At 28.4% G+C, this 17,360-nt stretch carries 14 protein-coding genes, 1 tRNA gene, 2 rRNA genes and 1 riboswitch; all 17 genes read left to right on the top strand.

Features of this window, described 5'->3' with window-relative positions; genetic code table 11:
• Positions 1 to 121 (top strand): 23S ribosomal RNA (locus EIH23_RS06340); the annotation flags it as partial.
• Between the two features lie 135 nt (positions 122 to 256).
• A tRNA-Gly gene (locus tag EIH23_RS06335) sits at positions 257 to 330 on the top strand.
• An 11-nt stretch (positions 331 to 341) separates the two neighbouring features.
• Positions 342 to 458 (top strand): 5S ribosomal RNA (gene rrf, locus EIH23_RS06330).
• 214 nt (positions 459 to 672) lie between these two features.
• A complete protein-coding gene (locus EIH23_RS06325) occupies positions 673 to 1,617 on the top strand; it encodes an AAA family ATPase (protein ID WP_122639382.1) in 945 nt (314 codons plus the stop codon).
• 15 nt (positions 1,618 to 1,632) lie between these two features.
• Positions 1,633 to 3,405, top strand: a complete 1,773-nt coding sequence (locus tag EIH23_RS06320; protein WP_122639381.1) for a nitric oxide reductase activation-like protein — start codon at positions 1,633 to 1,635, stop codon at positions 3,403 to 3,405.
• A gap of 62 nt (positions 3,406 to 3,467) precedes the next feature.
• A riboswitch (cobalamin riboswitch) is annotated at positions 3,468 to 3,656 on the top strand.
• Positions 3,657 to 3,779: 123 nt separating this feature from the next.
• Positions 3,780 to 4,469, top strand: coding sequence for a cobalt ECF transporter T component CbiQ (cbiQ, locus tag EIH23_RS06315; RefSeq protein WP_122639380.1), 690 nt, complete (start codon positions 3,780 to 3,782; stop codon positions 4,467 to 4,469).
• 1 nt (position 4,470) lies between these two features.
• A complete protein-coding gene (locus EIH23_RS06310; RefSeq protein WP_122639379.1) occupies positions 4,471 to 5,289 on the top strand; it encodes an energy-coupling factor ABC transporter ATP-binding protein in 819 nt (272 codons plus the stop codon).
• A 159-nt stretch (positions 5,290 to 5,448) separates the two neighbouring features.
• Positions 5,449 to 6,465 carry a BMP family lipoprotein gene (locus tag EIH23_RS06305; RefSeq protein WP_122639378.1) on the top strand — a complete coding sequence of 339 codons (1,017 nt, stop codon included), beginning with the start codon at positions 5,449 to 5,451 and terminating at the stop codon, positions 6,463 to 6,465.
• Positions 6,466 to 6,701: 236 nt separating this feature from the next.
• The gene (locus EIH23_RS06300) at positions 6,702 to 8,336 is read left to right on the top strand and encodes an ABC transporter substrate-binding protein (RefSeq protein ID WP_122639377.1); all 1,635 of its coding nucleotides are present in this window, start codon (positions 6,702 to 6,704) and stop codon (positions 8,334 to 8,336) included.
• 79 nt (positions 8,337 to 8,415) lie between these two features.
• Positions 8,416 to 9,408: an ABC transporter permease gene (locus EIH23_RS06295; protein ID WP_122639376.1), complete on the top strand. Its 993-nt coding sequence runs from the start codon at positions 8,416 to 8,418 to the stop codon at positions 9,406 to 9,408.
• Positions 9,408 to 10,277, top strand: a complete 870-nt coding sequence (locus EIH23_RS06290; RefSeq protein WP_122639375.1) for an ABC transporter permease — start codon at positions 9,408 to 9,410, stop codon at positions 10,275 to 10,277. Before EIH23_RS06295 ends, EIH23_RS06290 begins: the two co-directional genes overlap by 1 nt.
• Positions 10,278 to 10,285: 8 nt before the next feature.
• Positions 10,286 to 11,221, top strand: a complete 936-nt coding sequence (locus EIH23_RS06285) for an ABC transporter ATP-binding protein (RefSeq protein WP_122639374.1) — start codon at positions 10,286 to 10,288, stop codon at positions 11,219 to 11,221.
• Positions 11,211 to 12,044: an ABC transporter ATP-binding protein gene (locus EIH23_RS06280; protein ID WP_122639373.1), complete on the top strand. Its 834-nt coding sequence runs from the start codon at positions 11,211 to 11,213 to the stop codon at positions 12,042 to 12,044. The genes EIH23_RS06285 and EIH23_RS06280 overlap by 11 nt, the downstream gene beginning before the upstream one ends.
• 199 nt (positions 12,045 to 12,243) lie before the next feature.
• The gene (locus tag EIH23_RS06275; protein WP_122639372.1) at positions 12,244 to 14,472 is read left to right on the top strand and encodes a DUF3553 domain-containing protein; all 2,229 of its coding nucleotides are present in this window, start codon (positions 12,244 to 12,246) and stop codon (positions 14,470 to 14,472) included.
• 16 nt (positions 14,473 to 14,488) lie between these two features.
• Positions 14,489 to 15,787 carry a M18 family aminopeptidase gene (locus EIH23_RS06270; RefSeq protein WP_122639371.1) on the top strand — a complete coding sequence of 433 codons (1,299 nt, stop codon included), beginning with the start codon at positions 14,489 to 14,491 and terminating at the stop codon, positions 15,785 to 15,787.
• An 18-nt stretch (positions 15,788 to 15,805) separates the two neighbouring features.
• Positions 15,806 to 16,558, top strand: coding sequence for a patatin-like phospholipase family protein (locus EIH23_RS06265; protein WP_122639370.1), 753 nt, complete (start codon positions 15,806 to 15,808; stop codon positions 16,556 to 16,558).
• Positions 16,559 to 16,688: 130 nt separating this feature from the next.
• Positions 16,689 to 17,297, top strand: a complete 609-nt coding sequence (locus EIH23_RS06260; RefSeq protein ID WP_122639369.1) for an AAA family ATPase — start codon at positions 16,689 to 16,691, stop codon at positions 17,295 to 17,297.
• The last annotated feature ends 63 nt before the right edge of the window (positions 17,298 to 17,360 follow it).

The following is a 17,360-nucleotide window of genomic DNA, read 5'->3' as shown; positions in this document are numbered from 1 at the left end:
AAGATAAGATTTCCCACCGTAAGGGTAAGACCCCAGGAAGACTACCTGGTTGATAGGTCGAAGGTGTAAGTGCAGTAATGTATTTAGCTTATCGATACTAATAGGTCGAGGACTTGACCAAAATAAACCTAAAGGTTTATATCGCCAACCAAATCATTATTAAAAGAATTTATAAGGTAGATTTCGGTTGCTAAAAATATTAAATGATAAATCAATAGATGATATGCAGTTTTTAGAGTATTAACTCTAAATATATGCGGGTGTAGCTCAATGGTAGAGTTCCGGCCTTCCAAGCCGGCTGTGAGGGTTCGATCCCCTTCACCCGCTCCAAATAAAGATTATGTGGTTATTATAGCAAAGAGGATACACCTGTTCCCATTCCGAACACAGAAGTTAAGCTCTTTAGCGCTGATGGTACTCGGAGGGCAACCTCCCGGGAGAGTAAGACGTAGCCACGTAATCTTTTTTTTTATAAAAATTTAGATTTTACTTCTTTTAATTTATATTAAATAATTAAATTTATTAATAGAAATTAAAAATTTTGAGTTTACATTATACAAAAAAACTACCTAATATTAATAACTTTTTTTATTAAGAAAGTATTAATATTAGGTAGTTTTTTTATGTTAATATTAATATAGAATCTATTAACTACTAAGGGGGATTGCAGTAATGGATATTATAAAAAATTTAAGGAATCAGGGGATAAGTGATAGCTTAATAAATGATATACTATATTTTAGAAAATATTATAGTATAGATAAAGATTTGCAATATAGAGTAAGTAAATCTAAGACATATTTTTATGGAAAAGAAATATTATCTATGTGTATATCGGCTATTTTGGAGGGAGAAAATATACTTCTATCCGGTCCAAAAGCAACTGGAAAAAACTTATTAGCAGACAATCTATCTGAGTTATTTAACAGACCACAATGGAATACATCTTTTAATATAAATACAGATAGTTCAACTTTAATTGGCACAGATACATTTATAGATAATGAAGTAAAGTTAAGAAGAGGATCAGTATATGAGTGTGCTGTTCATGGTGGATTTGGTATTTTTGATGAAATAAATATGGCAAAAAATGATGCTATAGTAGTTTTACATTCAGCATTAGATTATAGAAGAATAATAGATGTCCCAGGATATGAAAGAATAAGTTTGCATCCAGCAACAAGATTTATAGGAACAATGAACTATGAATATGCAGGGACTAAAGAATTAAATGAGGCTTTGGTTTCTAGGTTTATGGTAATTGATATACCTTCTGTAAAAGAAGATAAATTAAACTTAATTTTATCTAATGAATTTCCAGATGCAGATGAGGATAAATTAAATCAATTTATAGGATTATTTTTAGATTTGCAGTTAAAATCTCAAAATGGAGAAATATCTACAAAATCTATAGATTTAAGAGGATTAATAGGATCATTAAAAGTCATAAGAAGAGGCCTTTCTCCATTAGAGGCAATCAATATGGGAATGGTAAGTAAAAGCTTTGATGTATATGAAAAAGAAATTGTTGGAGATGTCATTAGAACTAGAATACCAGAAAAATGGACTAGCGAAGATATATTTTCAAATAAACAAGTACATAAATTTAATGAGTAATATTTAGGTGATACTATGAAATGGGTATATAGTGATTATGATTTAGATAATAGAGTTAATAATATTGCTTGGACTATAAGTGGAAATTATAATGAACATATTGAAGTTTTAGAAAAAAATTACTCTTCAAAAGATGTATATTTATATTTGGGAATTATGGCTGGAGCTAGAAGAAAGTATGTAGATTGGAATATAGTGAAGAAGTATTTACCCAATAGAGTTAATAAAGGATATAATAAAGATACTTTATTAACTCTATTACAAGTAGTTTTAAATAACTTAGTAGAATCTAAGGTTATAAAGGATAGGCCTGGAATTGAAGATATAAGATCAAAGGCATATAAAGATATAATTAATGAATTTAATACAATATATAAAAATGATATTTTACAAAAAATTAAGTATATATTTATTTTAGAAGGTATAGGAAAACATCCTTTTGTAGATGGGTTAAGTAGAAGAATTATAAATGATATTAAAAATATAAACCTAGGTAATGAATTAGTAGAAATATTAAAAGATATAGATAAACTTTATATAAGATATTTTAATGAAATAAAACAAGATTTAAAATTAAGTGAATGTAGCCAAGATATAGACTTCAAAGATGTAGATATAGATTTTGATACATTTTCAGATTTTATGTATGATGAATTATATAGTGATGAGGAAGATTCTATAGAAAATGAACTTAACTCAATATCTTCTTCTATGCTAGTTGAAAGTATAGGAGAAAGGAAAGTTAATAGTGAGAAAAGTTCACTTAATAGAGTTATATATATCGATGAGGAAATTGCTAATAAAATTTATGATAAAATAGAATATTACTATGGAAAATCGTATTTAAATAAAAGTGAAATAAAAAGAATAGAAGTTAAAAATTGTAGAAATGTACATGAGGGATGTAGGGTGCATTTTACAGAAGGAGTTTTAAGATCAGAATGTAAAAATGTTTTTCAAGTTAAATATGTTACAAGACATAAAGAAAATAATTTGAAAAAGTACAGAGAAAATATAAGAGTGTATAAAAGAAGTATAAATAGATTAAAAGAAAATTTAATGAGGATACTTGTAGAAGAAAATATTACAGATAGAATTTATTCAGATTACGGGACTATTGATGCAAAAAGGGCATGGAGGGTTGGAAGAAGTAATAATACTAAAATATTTTATAGAAATATAGAAAACAAAAAAGGAAGATATGTAATTGACATATTGTTAGACTCAAGTGGTTCACAAAGTAGAAATCAGTATCAAGTTGCAATACAAGTATACATAATCTCTAGTGCTCTTACACTGGCAGGTATACCTAATAGAGTTAGCGCATTTTCTAGCTTTTTAGATTATACAATTTTAAAAAGGTTTAGAGATTATAACGACTCTATAGATAAAAATGATAATATATTTGAGTATTTTTGTTCTGGTAACAATAGAGATGGTCTTGCTATAAAATCTGTATGTGAAGGTTTATTAGAAAGGGAAGAAGAAAATAAAATTTTAATAGTACTAAGTGATGGAAAACCTAATGATGTTAAATTTGGTTCAAGTAAAGAACGAAGTATAAGAGGTGAAATATCTTATAAAGGTAAAATAGCTGTAAATGATACTGCTAAAGAAGTAAGAATTGCTAGACAAAATGAAATTTTAGTCTTAGGAGTATTTACAGGTAAAGAAAATGAAATTGATGCAGAAAAATTAATCTATGGAAAAGATTTTATATATACTAGAGACATAGAAAAATTCTCAGATATTGTTTCAAATTATTTAAAAAAAATTATAGAAAATTAAAAATATAAAAAAGGAATATAAATTATAATATAGAAATAGATATTAGTACAAAGATGTAAATTAAATAAAAAAGTATCAATAGGTTCTAACATGAATTAGATTAATAGGGAAAGAGGTGAAATTCCTCTACAGCCCCCGCTACTGTAAGGTGGACGAAACTTTTAAAAACCACTGTGGTATTAGTTACTATGGGAAGGAGAAGGAGTAGAATGAAGCTAAGTCAGGAGACCTGCCTATGATATTTTAAAATAACTTTTTCGGGGAGGAAAAGATTATGGTGAATCACATATCAGGTGATTTTATTATGAGATTAAAGCCTAACCAAATAGTTAGGCTTTTTTTATTTATAATATATACAGAAGGAAGATATTAATATGATAATAATTGATAAATATGCTTATTCAAATAAATTAATACATACAAATCCAAATATAAGATTTGCAGTAGGTATAATTTTTTTATTAGGATCTATGTTAATAAAAAATTTAATTATTTTATCACTTATTATTTTATTAATGAGTGTAATAATAGTTGGAATTGCTAAAATCGATATAAAGGGTTATATAAAGCTCTTGAAGATACCAATGATATTTTTAATTATGAGTATAACTACGACTCTTATAAATATATCTAATGATCCAAACTTACTAATTAAAAGCTTTTGTATATGTAGCAATTATATAGGTATTTCTAAAGAATCACTAAATATATCACTTCAAATATTATTTAGAGCAATGTCATGTTTGACTTGTGTTTATTTTATAATATTAACGATACCATTTAATCAACTTTTATTTATATTTAAAAGTTTACATATGCCAACTATAATTTTAGAGTTATCAATGTTAATTTATAGATTTATATTTATATTTTTAGAAGAAGTATCAGATATACGTAAGTCTCAGGAGTTAAGATTTGGATATACAAACCTAAAGACATCTTATAAGTCTTTTGGGCTTTTGGGAAATTTATTATATAAGAGAATGATGATTAGATATGAAGAGATGTGTATATCGTTAGACATGAAATTATATGATGATAGATTCTATATAGTAGGAGAATAGTATGTTTAAAATAAATAACTTAACTTATAAGTATGAAAAGGATAAACTAGCTTTATCAAATATAAATATGGATTTTGATAAAGGAGATATAATAGGGATAATAGGTAGCAATGGTTCTGGAAAATCCACATTATTTATGAATATGATGGGTATTTTAAAGCCAGATTTAGGAACTATATTATTTAAAAATGATATTATTAAATATAACAAAAAGTATCTATATGATTTAAGAAAAGAAGTAGGGATAGTGTTTCAAGATCCTGAAAAACAAATATTTTACTCTATGGTTTATGATGATATAGCATTTGCTTTACGAAATTTAGGTATAAAAGAAAGTATCATAAAAGAAAGAATAACTAAAGCACTTGAATCAGTAAATGGATTACATCTTATTGATAGACCTGTACACTTTTTAAGCTATGGACAGAAAAAAAGGGTAGCTATAGCATCTGTTATAGCTATGGAAAATAAAATGGTACTTTTAGATGAGCCAACTGCAGGATTAGATCCAATTAGTACTAGAGCTATAGTTGATATTATAAATAATTTAAAAAAGAAAGGTATAAAAATTGTTATTTCTAGTCATGATATGAATTTAATATATGAAATCTGTGACTATATATATGTTTTAAATCAAGGTGAAATAATTAGCGAAGGTAGAACAGATACTGTTTTTAATGATGAAAAAAAGATATTAAGAGCAGGTTTAGAGTTACCTTGGTTAGTAAAGCTTCATAATAACTTAGATTTACCATTATTTAGGACTGAAGAAGAGTTATATAAGTTTTGGAGTAAGTCTAAAGTAATAGTAAATCCTTAATTAGCCCTCAACCTATTTTATATAGATTAAATAAATAACCCTTAACCAAATTTGATGGTACCCTAGAATTTCTCCAAAGTTCTAGGGATATTTTGTATTTACAAGTGTATATACACTTGGTAAAATATAACATATAAACTGGGGTTTAGGAGGAATACTATGAAGAAAAAAATGAAATTATTATTTTTAATAATGCTAAGCGTAGTCTTTACTTTTGGGGTAATAGGATGTAATTCAACAAATAGTAATGATGCAGAGGCAGAAAGTACATATGAGTTTAAAATTGGTATTGTTCTTGGAGAAGGTGGTGCAAATGATCAAAGCTTCAATCAATCATCACTAGAAGGATTTGATAAAGCAAAAGAGAATCTAGGGGTTATAGGAAATTATTTAGAAGCAAACCAAGAGGCAGATTATAAGCCTAATATAGAGACATTTATAGACCAAGATGTAGACCTAGTGATAGGTGTAGGTTATACTACAGCAAAAGCTATGTTAGAAGCCGCTCAAATATATGAAGATAGAAACTTTGTAATTATAGATCATAATTATGAAGAGGAAGGAAAGGAAATTCCTCAAAATATGGCTTGTGTAACTTTTGATGAAAGAGAAGTTGCTTATTTAGTTGGATTAATAGCTAGCAATATGACGGAAACTAATAAAGTTGGTTTTATAGGTGGTATGAAAGATCCTAATATAACTAGATTTGAAGAAGGATTTAAAAAGGGTGTTAAAGATGGCAAAGAAGGAGTAGACTTACTATCTCAATATGCAAATTCATACGACGATGCTAGTTTGGGTAAATCTATAGCAAATCAGATGTATTCTAAAAATATAGATATTATATTTTCAGCTGCAGGAAATGTTGGTACAGGAGCTATAGAGTCAGCTAAAGAACAAAATAAGTATGCAATAGGTGTTGATATGGATCAAAATAGTTTAGCTCCAAATAATGTAATAACCTCAGCAATGAAAAGAGTCGACATAGGTGTATATGATATAATAGAGCAAGCTAAAGAAGGTAAGTTTAAAGGTGGACAAGTTACTGTATATGGATTAAAAGAAGGTGGGGTTGGAATAGCACCTACTACAGATATTAATGTACCAAGTGAGGTATTAGATATAATAAAAGAGCAACAAGATAGAATTGTAAATGGGGAGATTAAAATCAACTAGAGTATTTGTCGATATTTAAGACAAAATGTACCACGATATAAATTGACAATATTTTGACATGTGTGCCATAATTTAAGTATAAAATAAGTTCTTCTATGAAAGAAGAAGTAATAAATTAGAACCATGAAGGTTTTTATATGTAAAAGTAATTTTATGTGAGGATACATAATTTTATTAAAATACATATAAAAGCCTTTTTTTATGGAGAAATGTATCTATTATAAGGGGGAGTAAAAATGATACTAAAAAAATTAAGAAAATCTATTTCATTAATGTTAGTTTTATCACTTACAACAATATCTTTAGTAGGATGTTCTAATACTGATTCAAAGAATAATGATTCATCTAAAGCTAGTGCAGTAAGTGAAAGAAAGTCTAATAATGAGCTTGTAGTTGCAGTAGCAAGTGAGCTAGAAGCTGGGTTTGATGCTACAACAGGCGGACATGGTTCTATGACAAAAGTATTTTTTAGTACTTTATTTAAAAGAGATAAAGAATTAGGAATAGAAAATGATATAGCTACAGGATATGAAGTGTCTGAAGATAGATTAACATGGATAGTGAAAATAAGGGATGATGTTAAATTTACTGATGGGGAATCTTTAACAAGTGAAGATGTTGTTTATACATATGAAACTGCGAAAGAGAGTGGTTCTGAAATAGATTTAACAATGCTAGAAAGTGTAACAGCTATAGATGAGAATACAATAGAGTTTAAACTTACTAAACCACAGTCAACATTTATTGAAAAATTAGCGTATTTAGGAATTGTTCCCAAACATGCTCATAATGAAAATTTCGCAGACAATCCAATTGGATCTGGACCATTTAAATTTGTACAATGGGATAAAGGTCAACAAGTTATAGCAGAAAAAAATGAAGATTATTATGGTGATGCTGCAGGCATAGATAAACTTACTATGGTGTTTTTAGATACTGATGCTGCTTATGCAGCGGTAAAATCAGGAGATGTTGATATGGCATCTATAACAGGATCTTTAGCAAGTGAAAAAGTTGATGGTACAAAAATTGTTGATTTAGATACAATAGAAACTTTTGGTGTAGAATTCCCTATGCAAAAAAGTGGAGAAAAAGATAATGATGGGAACTCTATAGGAAATGATGTAACAAGTGATGAAGCAATAAGAAAAGCTTTAAATATAGCTGTAGATAGAGACGAGATAGTTGAAGGTGTACTAGAAGGATATGGGACACCATCAACTACAGGACTTGAAAAAATGCCTTGGTTAAATGAAGAAACTATAATAAAAGAAGATGGAAATATAGATGAAGCTAAAGAAATATTAAAGAACGCAGGTTGGGAGGATACAAATTCAGATGGAACTATAGATAAAGATGGTTTAGAAGCAGAATTTAAGTTATTATATACTGATGGTAAATATAGACAGGAACTTGGCTTAGCATTTGTTGAAGTAGCAAAAGAATTAGGAATTAAAGTTAGTTTAGAAGTTAAGACTTGGGATAATATAGTAGATGAAATACATTCAGAAGCAGTTCTATTTGGATTTGGATCAGGAGATCCATCAGAATTATACAACCTATATAGTAGTAAAGCATCTGGGGGAGGAATACCTTGGGATAATGCAGGTTACTACAAAAATGAAACTGTCGATAGTTATATAGATCAGGCTATTGATAGTGAAAATGAAGAAGAGGCTTTAGAGTTTTGGAAAAAAGCTCAATGGGATGGTTCTACAGGATTTTCTAATAAAGGGGATGCTACTTATGCTTGGCTTGTAAATGTTAATCATATATATATAATGAGCGAAGATTTAGATATAGGAACTCCAGTTGTTCAACCACATGGTGGAAGAATATTTGATAATGTAACTGAGTGGAGTTGGAAATAAATTATTAAGGTAGGACATTCTCTATATGAGGATGCCCTCTTGTGCACTAATGAACTATATTCAAGGAAGGAATTTATATATGAAAAATAGAAAAAATCTAGCCATATATATATTAAAAAAGTTAGCAAGATTAGCATCGCTTTTAATTGCTTTATGTATAATAACATTTGCATTGATGGAATATTCTCCAATAGATCCAGTTACAGCATATGTAGGTGCAGATACAAAGGTAAGCTTAGAGCAGCGTGAAAATATAGCTGAACATTGGGGTCTAAATAAACCACCAGTAGAAAAATTTATGTCATGGTTTAAATCTATGATTAAAGGTGATTGGGGTACATCTATGATATATAGAAGAGCTGTAGTAGATGTTATAGGAGAAAGGTTTATTGCATCATTGGCGCTTATGTTATTAGCTTGGGTTATATCAGGACTATTAGGATTTATTATGGGAATAATATCAGGAATTAATGAAGGAAAATTTATAGATAAAGTAATTAGGTCCTACTGCTATGTTTTAATTTCTACACCTACATTTTGGTTAGGAATATTGTTTATTATGATATTCGCAGTAAAGTTAAAATGGTTCCCTGTAGGTCTTGGAGTGCCAATAGGAGTATTATCAGAAGAAGTAACATTTAAAAGTATGATAAATCATCTTGTATTGCCAGCGCTGACACTAAGTATAATAGGTGTTGCGAATATATGTCTTCATACTAGAGAAAAAGTTATAGAAATATTAGAAAGTGACTATATACTTTTTGCAAAAGCACGTGGAGAAAGTAAGAAAAGTATTGTTTTTAATCATGTTATAAAAAATGTTTCACTACCAGCTATAACATTACAATTTTTATCATTTAGTGAACTATTTGCAGGAGCAGTTTTTGCAGAGCAAGTATTTTCATACCCTGGTCTTGGTCAAGCCACTGTTCAAGCAGGATTAAAAGGAGACTTACCATTGCTAATGGGTATAGTCATAATAAGTTTAGTATTTGTATATACAGGAAACTTAATAGCTGATATTTTATATAAGGTTATAGATCCAAGAATAAGGGAGGGACAAGAAATATAATGAATGAGGCTCGAAATGTATATATTGATAATAATAAAAGGTCCCAAATTAGTTTTGGAATAAGGGAAAAAACATTAATTTCTATAGGTATTTTTACTATATTTTTAGGAAGTATAATTATATTTGGAAGTTTAATAACAGAGGAACAAATATCTATAAATCTCCTTAACAAGAATCAAGCGCCTAGTTTAGAATTATTATTTGGTACTGATTGGGTAGGAAGAAATATGCTATATAGAACTATTAAGGGATTAAGTTTAAGTATGAAAATAGGGTTATTATCATCATTTATAAGTGGATTAATAGCATTAACATTAGGTGTAATTGGAGCTACCTTAGGAAACACTGTAGATTCATTTATAAGTTGGTTCATAGATTTAGTATTATCAGTTCCTCATACATTAATAGTAATACTAATATCTATATCAGTTGGTGGAGGATTAAAGGGGGTAATCTTAGGTGTATCACTTACTCATTGGCCATCTTTAACTAGAGTAATAAGAGCAGAAGTTATTCAAATAAAACAATCAGATTACGCAAAGATATCTAGAAACTTTGGCAAGTCTAATTTATATATAGCTACTAATCATATATTACCACATATAATTCCACAATTGCTTGTAGGTATAGTATTAGTATTTCCACATGCAGTTTTACATGAAGCATCTATTACATTTTTAGGGTTTGGGTTACCACCTCACGAACCTGCAATTGGTATTATCTTATCTGAAGCAATGAAATACTTAAGTAGTGGTAGATGGTGGTTAGCATTTTTCCCAGGTTTAAGTTTGGTAATAGTTTCGCTTATGGTAGACAATATAGGGAAAAAATTTAGCCAATTAATAAATCCAAAAACAGCATATAAATAGGAGGGAATATGAAAAAGGAACCAATATTAAAAGTTAAAGATTTAGGAGTTTCTTTTTCTCAATATACAAAAGGATTAAGAAGAAGAAATTTAAAAGTAATAACTAATCTGGATGTAGAATTGTGTGAAGGAGAAATATTAGCTGTAGTGGGATCAAGTGGTTCTGGAAAGAGCTTATTAGCACATGCTATACTTGGTATACTTCCAAATAATGCTACTACAGAGGGAGCTGTAATATATAATGGTAAAGAATTAAGCCAAATAGATAAAGAGAGATTAAGAGGGAATGAAATAGTTTTAATACCTCAATCAGTAAACTATTTAGACCCATTAATGAAAGTATCTAAGCAGGTAAAAATATCTATAAAAGATAAAAAAAACTCAAATAAAATTCAAAGAAAAGTATTTGAAAAGTATGGTTTAGATAAAAGGGTGGATAACTATTATCCATTTCAGTTATCCGGAGGAATGGCTAGAAAGGTGCTTTTATCAACAGCATTGGTATCTGATACAAAAGTAATAATTGCTGATGAACCAACACCGGGTTTAGATGAAAAATCTCTTAATGAAGCTTTACAAGACTTTAGAGAGATTGCTAATAGTGGATGTGCAGTGCTTATGATAACCCATGATATAGAAGCTGCTCTTAAGATTGCTGATAAAATTGCTATATTTTATGCAGGGACTACTTTAGAAATAGCTAGTGTGAAAGATTTTGAAAATAAAGGAGAAAATCTTAGACACCCATATACAAAGGCTCTTTATGAGGCTTTGCCTCAAAGTGGATTTAAGCCAATAAGGGGAAATCAGCCTTTGCCAAATGAATTACCAAAGGGGTGTTTATTTTATGATAGATGTGATAAATCATCTTCTGATTGTAAAATGATAAGACCGAGTTCAAAAGAGGTTAGAAACGGGATGGTGAGATGTTTATATGCAACTTAGAGCTAAAGGGATAAACTTTAAGTATAGTAATGATAGATATATATTAAAAGATATAGATTTTGAAATAAAAAGCGGAGAAATAGTAGGGTTAGTTGCTCCAAGTGGATTTGGAAAAACTACATTAGCAAAAATATTATCAGGTTATCAAAAGCCTGAAAGTGGAAGTGTAGTAATTGATGGTTATGAAAAGAAAAATAAAAAAGAGTATAATCCTGTTCAATTAATATTTCAGCATCCAGAAAAATCAGTAAATCCTAAGTGGAAGATGAGCAAGATAATAAATGAGGCATTTAAACCATCTAAAGAACTAATCCAGGCTATGGGTATTAAAGATGAATGGTTAAATAGATGGCCAAGTGAATTATCAGGAGGAGAACTACAAAGGTTTTGCGTACTGAGAGCTTTATCGAAGGATACTAAATTTTTAATAGCAGATGAAATGACAACTATGCTTGATGCAATAACTCAAGCTCAAATATGGAATGTAGTAATTGAACATGTGAAGAAATATAATATAGGGATGATAGTTATAAGTCATGAAAAAGCATTAGTAGATAGAATTTGTACAAGAGTAGTAGATTTAACTAAGTTTGCAATGCATCATGATATATATGAAAATGGATATTATAGTAATAAAAAAGAACATAAAAAACATAATCATAATCATACACATATACATAATCATGAGCATCTTCATGATCATATAGAAGGTATCGGACATGACCATAATCATGATAATGGGTTGACAGGAAGTCATATACATGAACATTTTCACGTACATGACCATGAACACGATAAAAATCATGAACATGTTAAAAGTTAAATAAAATAATATAATAAAAAGCTATGATTTATAATAAAACTTTTATAAATTATAGCTTTTTATTGTATTCTAAATAACTTTTTATTTTAGAAGAAGTAGATATTGGAGATGATTATAATATGCTATCTTACTTAAAATTTGAATAAACTATGGTTTTCGATTAAAATATATTTATAACTTTACAAATAGGAGGAATAAAATGAATTTAGATACATTAAATCCTGCCCAAAGAGAAGCTGTTGAGAAAACAGAAGGACCTGTTCTTATACTAGCAGGTGCGGGTTCGGGTAAAACAAGAGTTTTAACAACGAGGATTGCACATTTAATGGAAGATAAGAATGTTCAAGCCGCGAATATATTAGCTATAACATTTACAAATAAAGCTGCAACAGAGATGAGGGAAAGGGTAGAAGAAACTATTACAGATCTTGATACAAAAGATATGTGGATTACGACTTTCCACTCTTGTTGTGTACGTATACTTAGAAAAGGAATAAATAGAATAGGATACAATAGAAGTTTTGTAATATATGATAGTGCGGATCAAGTTACATTAATAAAAGACTGTTTAAAAGAATTAAACTTAAGTGATAAGGTATTTGAACCTAAGTCAGTTATAAGTACTATATCAGGAGCTAAAGATAAGCTATATAGCCCAGCTAAATTTAAAGAGTTATATAGAGATGATGCAAGAAATTCAAAAATAGCAGATATATATGCATTATATCAAGATCGTTTAAAAAGAAATAGTGCATTAGACTTTGATGATTTAATATATAAAACTGTTGAGTTATTTAGGGAAGACCCAGAAACATTAGAGTTTTATAGAAGTAGGTTTAAATATATAATGGTTGATGAGTATCAAGATACAAGTAAGGCTCAATATGAATTAATAAAAATGTTAGCAAGACAGCATCAAAACATATGTGTTGTTGGAGATGATGACCAAAGTATATATGGTTGGAGAGGTGCTGACATAAGGAATATACTTGAATTTGAAAAAGATTATGATGATGTTCATGTGGTAAAATTAGAGCAAAACTATAGATCAACGCAAATAATTTTAGATGCTGCAAATACCGTTATATCTAATAACATAGAAAGAAAAAGAAAAAAACTTTGGAGTGAACAAAAAGACGGAGAATTAATAAAGATACAACTTGCGTCTGATGAAATTGATGAAGCTGAATTTATAGCAGATACTATATCAAGATTAAAAAGAAGAGATAGAAGGAACTATCGTGACTTTGCCGTTCTTTATAGGGCAAATGCTCAGGCACGTCCAGTTGAAGATGCTTTAAATAGAAGTCAAATACCATATAATATTTATGGTGGAACTAAATTCTATGAGAGAAAAGAAATAAAAGACTTAATTGCATACTTAAGAGTTATACAAAATCCACAAGATGATATATCCTTAAAAAGAATAATAAATGTACCTAGAAGAGGTATAGGTCTTAGAACTATAGAAAAAATAGAAGATAGAGCTAGTTTAAAGCAAGAAAGTTTATATTCTGTACTTATAGATATAGATACTAATTCAGATATATCAACAAAAGCTAGAGCTAGTATAAGTGGATTTGTTGATTTAATGGGTACTTTAAGAACAATAAAAGAGGTATATCCAGTAAGTAAGCTAATAGAAAAGGTATTAGATACTTCAGGATATATAGATGAGTTGCAAAAAGATAGTAAAAAAGAAGAGGCAGAAGATAGAATAGAAAACTTAAAAGAATTTATATCAGTAGCATTAGAATTTGAACAAAATAGTGAGGAAAAAGATTTAGAAACATTCTTAACAACAGTTGCTCTTACTTCAGAATCTAGTGAAGATGAAGAAAATGATAAAGTTTCCTTAATGACTATACATACATCAAAAGGGCTTGAGTTTCCAGTTGTATTCTTAACAGGAATGGAGGAAAAACTATTCCCAATATCTAGAGCAATAACTTCTATGAGAGATTCTGATATCGAAGAAGAAAGAAGACTTTGTTATGTTGGTATAACTAGAGCAAAAGAAGAGTTATATATGACATTAACACAAAAAAGAACTTTATATGGTAAAACTAATCCATCAGTAGCATCTAGATTCATGGAAGAATTACCAAAAGAATGTATAGAAAGGCTTAACCAATCAGATAACGAATTAACTTATTCTAAAGCAAATTATAATATATTAGATAAATATACTAAAAAGTATATGAATAATATACAAAAATCATCCATTGCTAAGAAAGTAAATGCTACAGTTAAGGATACTGGAAAAGAAACTAATATAGACGATATTAAACCAGGATCAAAAGTACACCATCCTAAATTTGGGGTAGGAACAGTAGTTATGATGAAAGGTACTGATGTTACAATAGCATTTGATAATCAAGGTTTAAAAACAATAAATAAAGAATATACAACATTAGATTTATTATAAATTTAGGAGGGGTATTGTGAATACTAAAGAATTTGCTAAAGATTTAATAGATTATATATATAAAAGCCCAAACTCTTTTTATGCAGTAGATACATCTAAAAAACTTTTAGATGAAAATGGATTTAATGAGATTAAATTAAATGAAAAGTGGGATTTAGAAGTTGGTGGAAAGTACTATATAACAAAAAATTCTTCTGCACTAATAGCTTTTAAAATTAATACTAAAGACATAGAAAAAGAAGGATTTAAAATTATAGGTTCTCATTCTGATTCACCTTCATTTAGAATAAAGCCTAATTTTGAAATGAAAGCAGAAAATACTTACTTAAAACTAAATACAGAATGCTATGGAGGTCCCATTTTAAGTACATGGCTAGATAGGCCTTTATCAATAGCTGGTAGAGTTGTAATAAAGGGTGAAAATATATTAAAACCAATAGAAAGACTTATAAATATAAATAAACCAATTTGTATAATTCCTAATGTAGCAATACACTTAAATAGAAGTGTGAATGAGGGATACAAATATAATAAGCAAAAAGATATGTTACCTTTAATTGGATTGATAAATAACACATTAGAAAATAATAACTTATTAATTAAAGAAATAGCTAATGCGTTAAATATAGAAAAGAGTGAAATATTAGATTTCGATTTATTTTTATATGAATATGAAAAAGGATGCTTAATGGGTATAAATGAAGAATTTATATCGACAGGAAGATTGGACAACTTATCAATGGCTCATGCAAGTTTACATGCTCTTATAAATGCAAATGGAAAGAAAGGTATAAACTTAATTTCTATATTTGATAATGAAGAGATTGGTAGTTCAACTAAACAAGGTGCAGACTCTAATATGTTATTAAATACATTAGAAAGAATTTGTATATCATTAGGAAAAGATAGAGAAGAATTTTTTACATCAATGTACTCATCATTTATGATATCTGCAGATTTGGCTCATGGAGCCCATCCTAATATGGCTGAAAAGCATGATCCAACTAATAGACCAGTCCTTGGAAGAGGTCCTGTAATAAAAATAAATGCAAATCAGTCATATACAAGTGATGCTTATTCATCATCAATATATAAATGTATATGTAAAGAAGCAAATGTAGACTATCAAGAATTTGTAAATAGATCAGATGAAAGAGGAGGAAGTACAATAGGTCCTATATCATCTACTCATATAGATATACCATCTGTAGATATAGGAAGCCCAATACTTGCTATGCACTCAATAAGAGAATTAGGTAGTGTAAAAGACCATTATGATATATATAAAACATTTAATACATTTTTTGAAGTATAAAGAAAAGGAGTATTAACTATGAGAATAGGATTATGCCTTCCTGGAGGAGGAGCTAAGGGATCTTATCAAGCAGGAGTGATAAAAGCATTAAATGATAAAGGGATTAACAATTTTGCATCTATATCTGGAACATCCATAGGATCAATAAATGGATACTTTGTATTCACAGACAATGTTGAAAACTTAGAAGATATGTGGATAAATATTGAGGAAAATTCAGAAAATAAAGTTAAAATTATAAATAATACTGTGGATAATTCTGAAATTATAAATGCTTTAGAAAAGCTTGATAATAAATATAATAAAGATACTAAGTTTTTTGTAAATTATGTACATATAAGCAATAAAAATATAGAAGAAATAGTAACAGATGTATCTAATTTAGATAAGAAGGAATGTTTGAATGCTATAAAGTATAGCTCACTTTTACCATTTAACCCAAAAGGTATGTTACCATTAAAAGAACAATTTATTAAAGATTTAAATGAAGGTTTATATGAAAATGAAAAGCTAGATGGAGGATTAGTTAGAAATACTCTTGTAGAGCCTTTGATAGATGAAGATATGGACAAAATAATAATTATATCAACTAGACATGATTATAAGCTGCCAGAAAATATAAAATCTAAAATAGATGAAGATAAAATAATAATAGTTAGACCAAATAGTGTACTTACAAGCAAAGATACACTTAGATTTAATAAAGAATTCTGTGAAAGTATGTACAAAGAGGGATATGAAATAGGTAAGTTACTAAATTTAGAAAAGTAATCAAATAATATGAACAATTATATGTTAATTAATAGAATTGTATCAAATGTATTGAATAAAATTTGAAAAATTAGTATAATATAAAAGTTCTTCAAAAATGACAAAAACAGACATGGAGTTGATATAAATTATGGCAACTAAAAGAATCGCCGTTTTAGGTGGTCCAAGATGTGGGAAAACAACATTAATACAACATTTATATGTTGAAATGAAAATAGCTGGATTAAATGCAGGATATGCTTTAGAATACTCAACTGAATACTTAAAAGATAAGGGTATGATAGAGACTATATCTGAACAATATGGAATATATTTAGGGCAAAAAAAATTAGAAGATGAATTATCAAGCTTTGATTATGCTCTTACAGATTATGCAACTTTTGTACCTTACATATATGGAAGATTTATGTTAGGAAATAAAGAAAGAACTAAAAAAGAAATAGAAATATTAAAAGATTTATATTCTCTTGCATTAGAAGATATTCAAAACTATGATATGATAGTTTATGTACCAAGAGAATTTGGATATGTTCAAGACGGTGTTAGATGGCAAGCAGAGGATATAGCTTTACAGATAGATGATGCTATATTACAATTCTTAAAATCTGAAAATATAAACTTCATAGAAGTTAAAGGGTCTACAAAAGATAGAGCTAAGCAAATATTAGAATTATTAAAAATAGACTACAAAGAAACACCACAATTAAACAAAGAAGATAAGAATACTAAAACAAAATAAGTTTTGTTTTTATTATATAAAATAGTGTTAAGTTTATTCTTAACACTATTTTTAGTTTTAAGA

It is taken from the genome of Romboutsia sp. Marseille-P6047 (assembly GCF_900604535.1).
Classification (GTDB): Bacteria; Bacillota; Clostridia; order Peptostreptococcales; family Peptostreptococcaceae; genus Romboutsia_E.
Note: the sequence above shows the minus strand (reverse complement) of the source record. Positions and strands in the feature narration are given on the sequence as shown.

What these genes read in the sequence shown, in the direction of transcription:
- EIH23_RS06295 (WP_122639376.1), top strand. Translation starts at nt 8,416, where the DNA reads ATGAAAAATAGAAAAAATCTAGCCATATATATATTAAAAAAGTTAGCA.
- cbiQ (WP_122639380.1), top strand. Translation starts at nt 3,780, where the DNA reads ATGATAATAATTGATAAATATGCTTATTCAAATAAATTAATACATACA.
- EIH23_RS06320 (WP_122639381.1), top strand. Translation starts at nt 1,633, where the DNA reads ATGAAATGGGTATATAGTGATTATGATTTAGATAATAGAGTTAATAAT.
- EIH23_RS06310 (WP_122639379.1), top strand. Translation starts at nt 4,471, where the DNA reads ATGTTTAAAATAAATAACTTAACTTATAAGTATGAAAAGGATAAACTA.
- EIH23_RS06325 (WP_122639382.1), top strand. Translation starts at nt 673, where the DNA reads ATGGATATTATAAAAAATTTAAGGAATCAGGGGATAAGTGATAGCTTA.
- EIH23_RS06285 (WP_122639374.1), top strand. Translation starts at nt 10,286, where the DNA reads ATGAAAAAGGAACCAATATTAAAAGTTAAAGATTTAGGAGTTTCTTTT.
- EIH23_RS06280 (WP_122639373.1), top strand. Translation starts at nt 11,211, where the DNA reads ATGCAACTTAGAGCTAAAGGGATAAACTTTAAGTATAGTAATGATAGA.
- EIH23_RS06305 (WP_122639378.1), top strand. Translation starts at nt 5,449, where the DNA reads ATGAAGAAAAAAATGAAATTATTATTTTTAATAATGCTAAGCGTAGTC.
- EIH23_RS06265 (WP_122639370.1), top strand. Translation starts at nt 15,806, where the DNA reads ATGAGAATAGGATTATGCCTTCCTGGAGGAGGAGCTAAGGGATCTTAT.
- EIH23_RS06290 (WP_122639375.1), top strand. Translation starts at nt 9,408, where the DNA reads ATGAATGAGGCTCGAAATGTATATATTGATAATAATAAAAGGTCCCAA.
- EIH23_RS06300 (WP_122639377.1), top strand. Translation starts at nt 6,702, where the DNA reads ATGATACTAAAAAAATTAAGAAAATCTATTTCATTAATGTTAGTTTTA.
- EIH23_RS06260 (WP_122639369.1), top strand. Translation starts at nt 16,689, where the DNA reads ATGGCAACTAAAAGAATCGCCGTTTTAGGTGGTCCAAGATGTGGGAAA.
- EIH23_RS06275 (WP_122639372.1), top strand. Translation starts at nt 12,244, where the DNA reads ATGAATTTAGATACATTAAATCCTGCCCAAAGAGAAGCTGTTGAGAAA.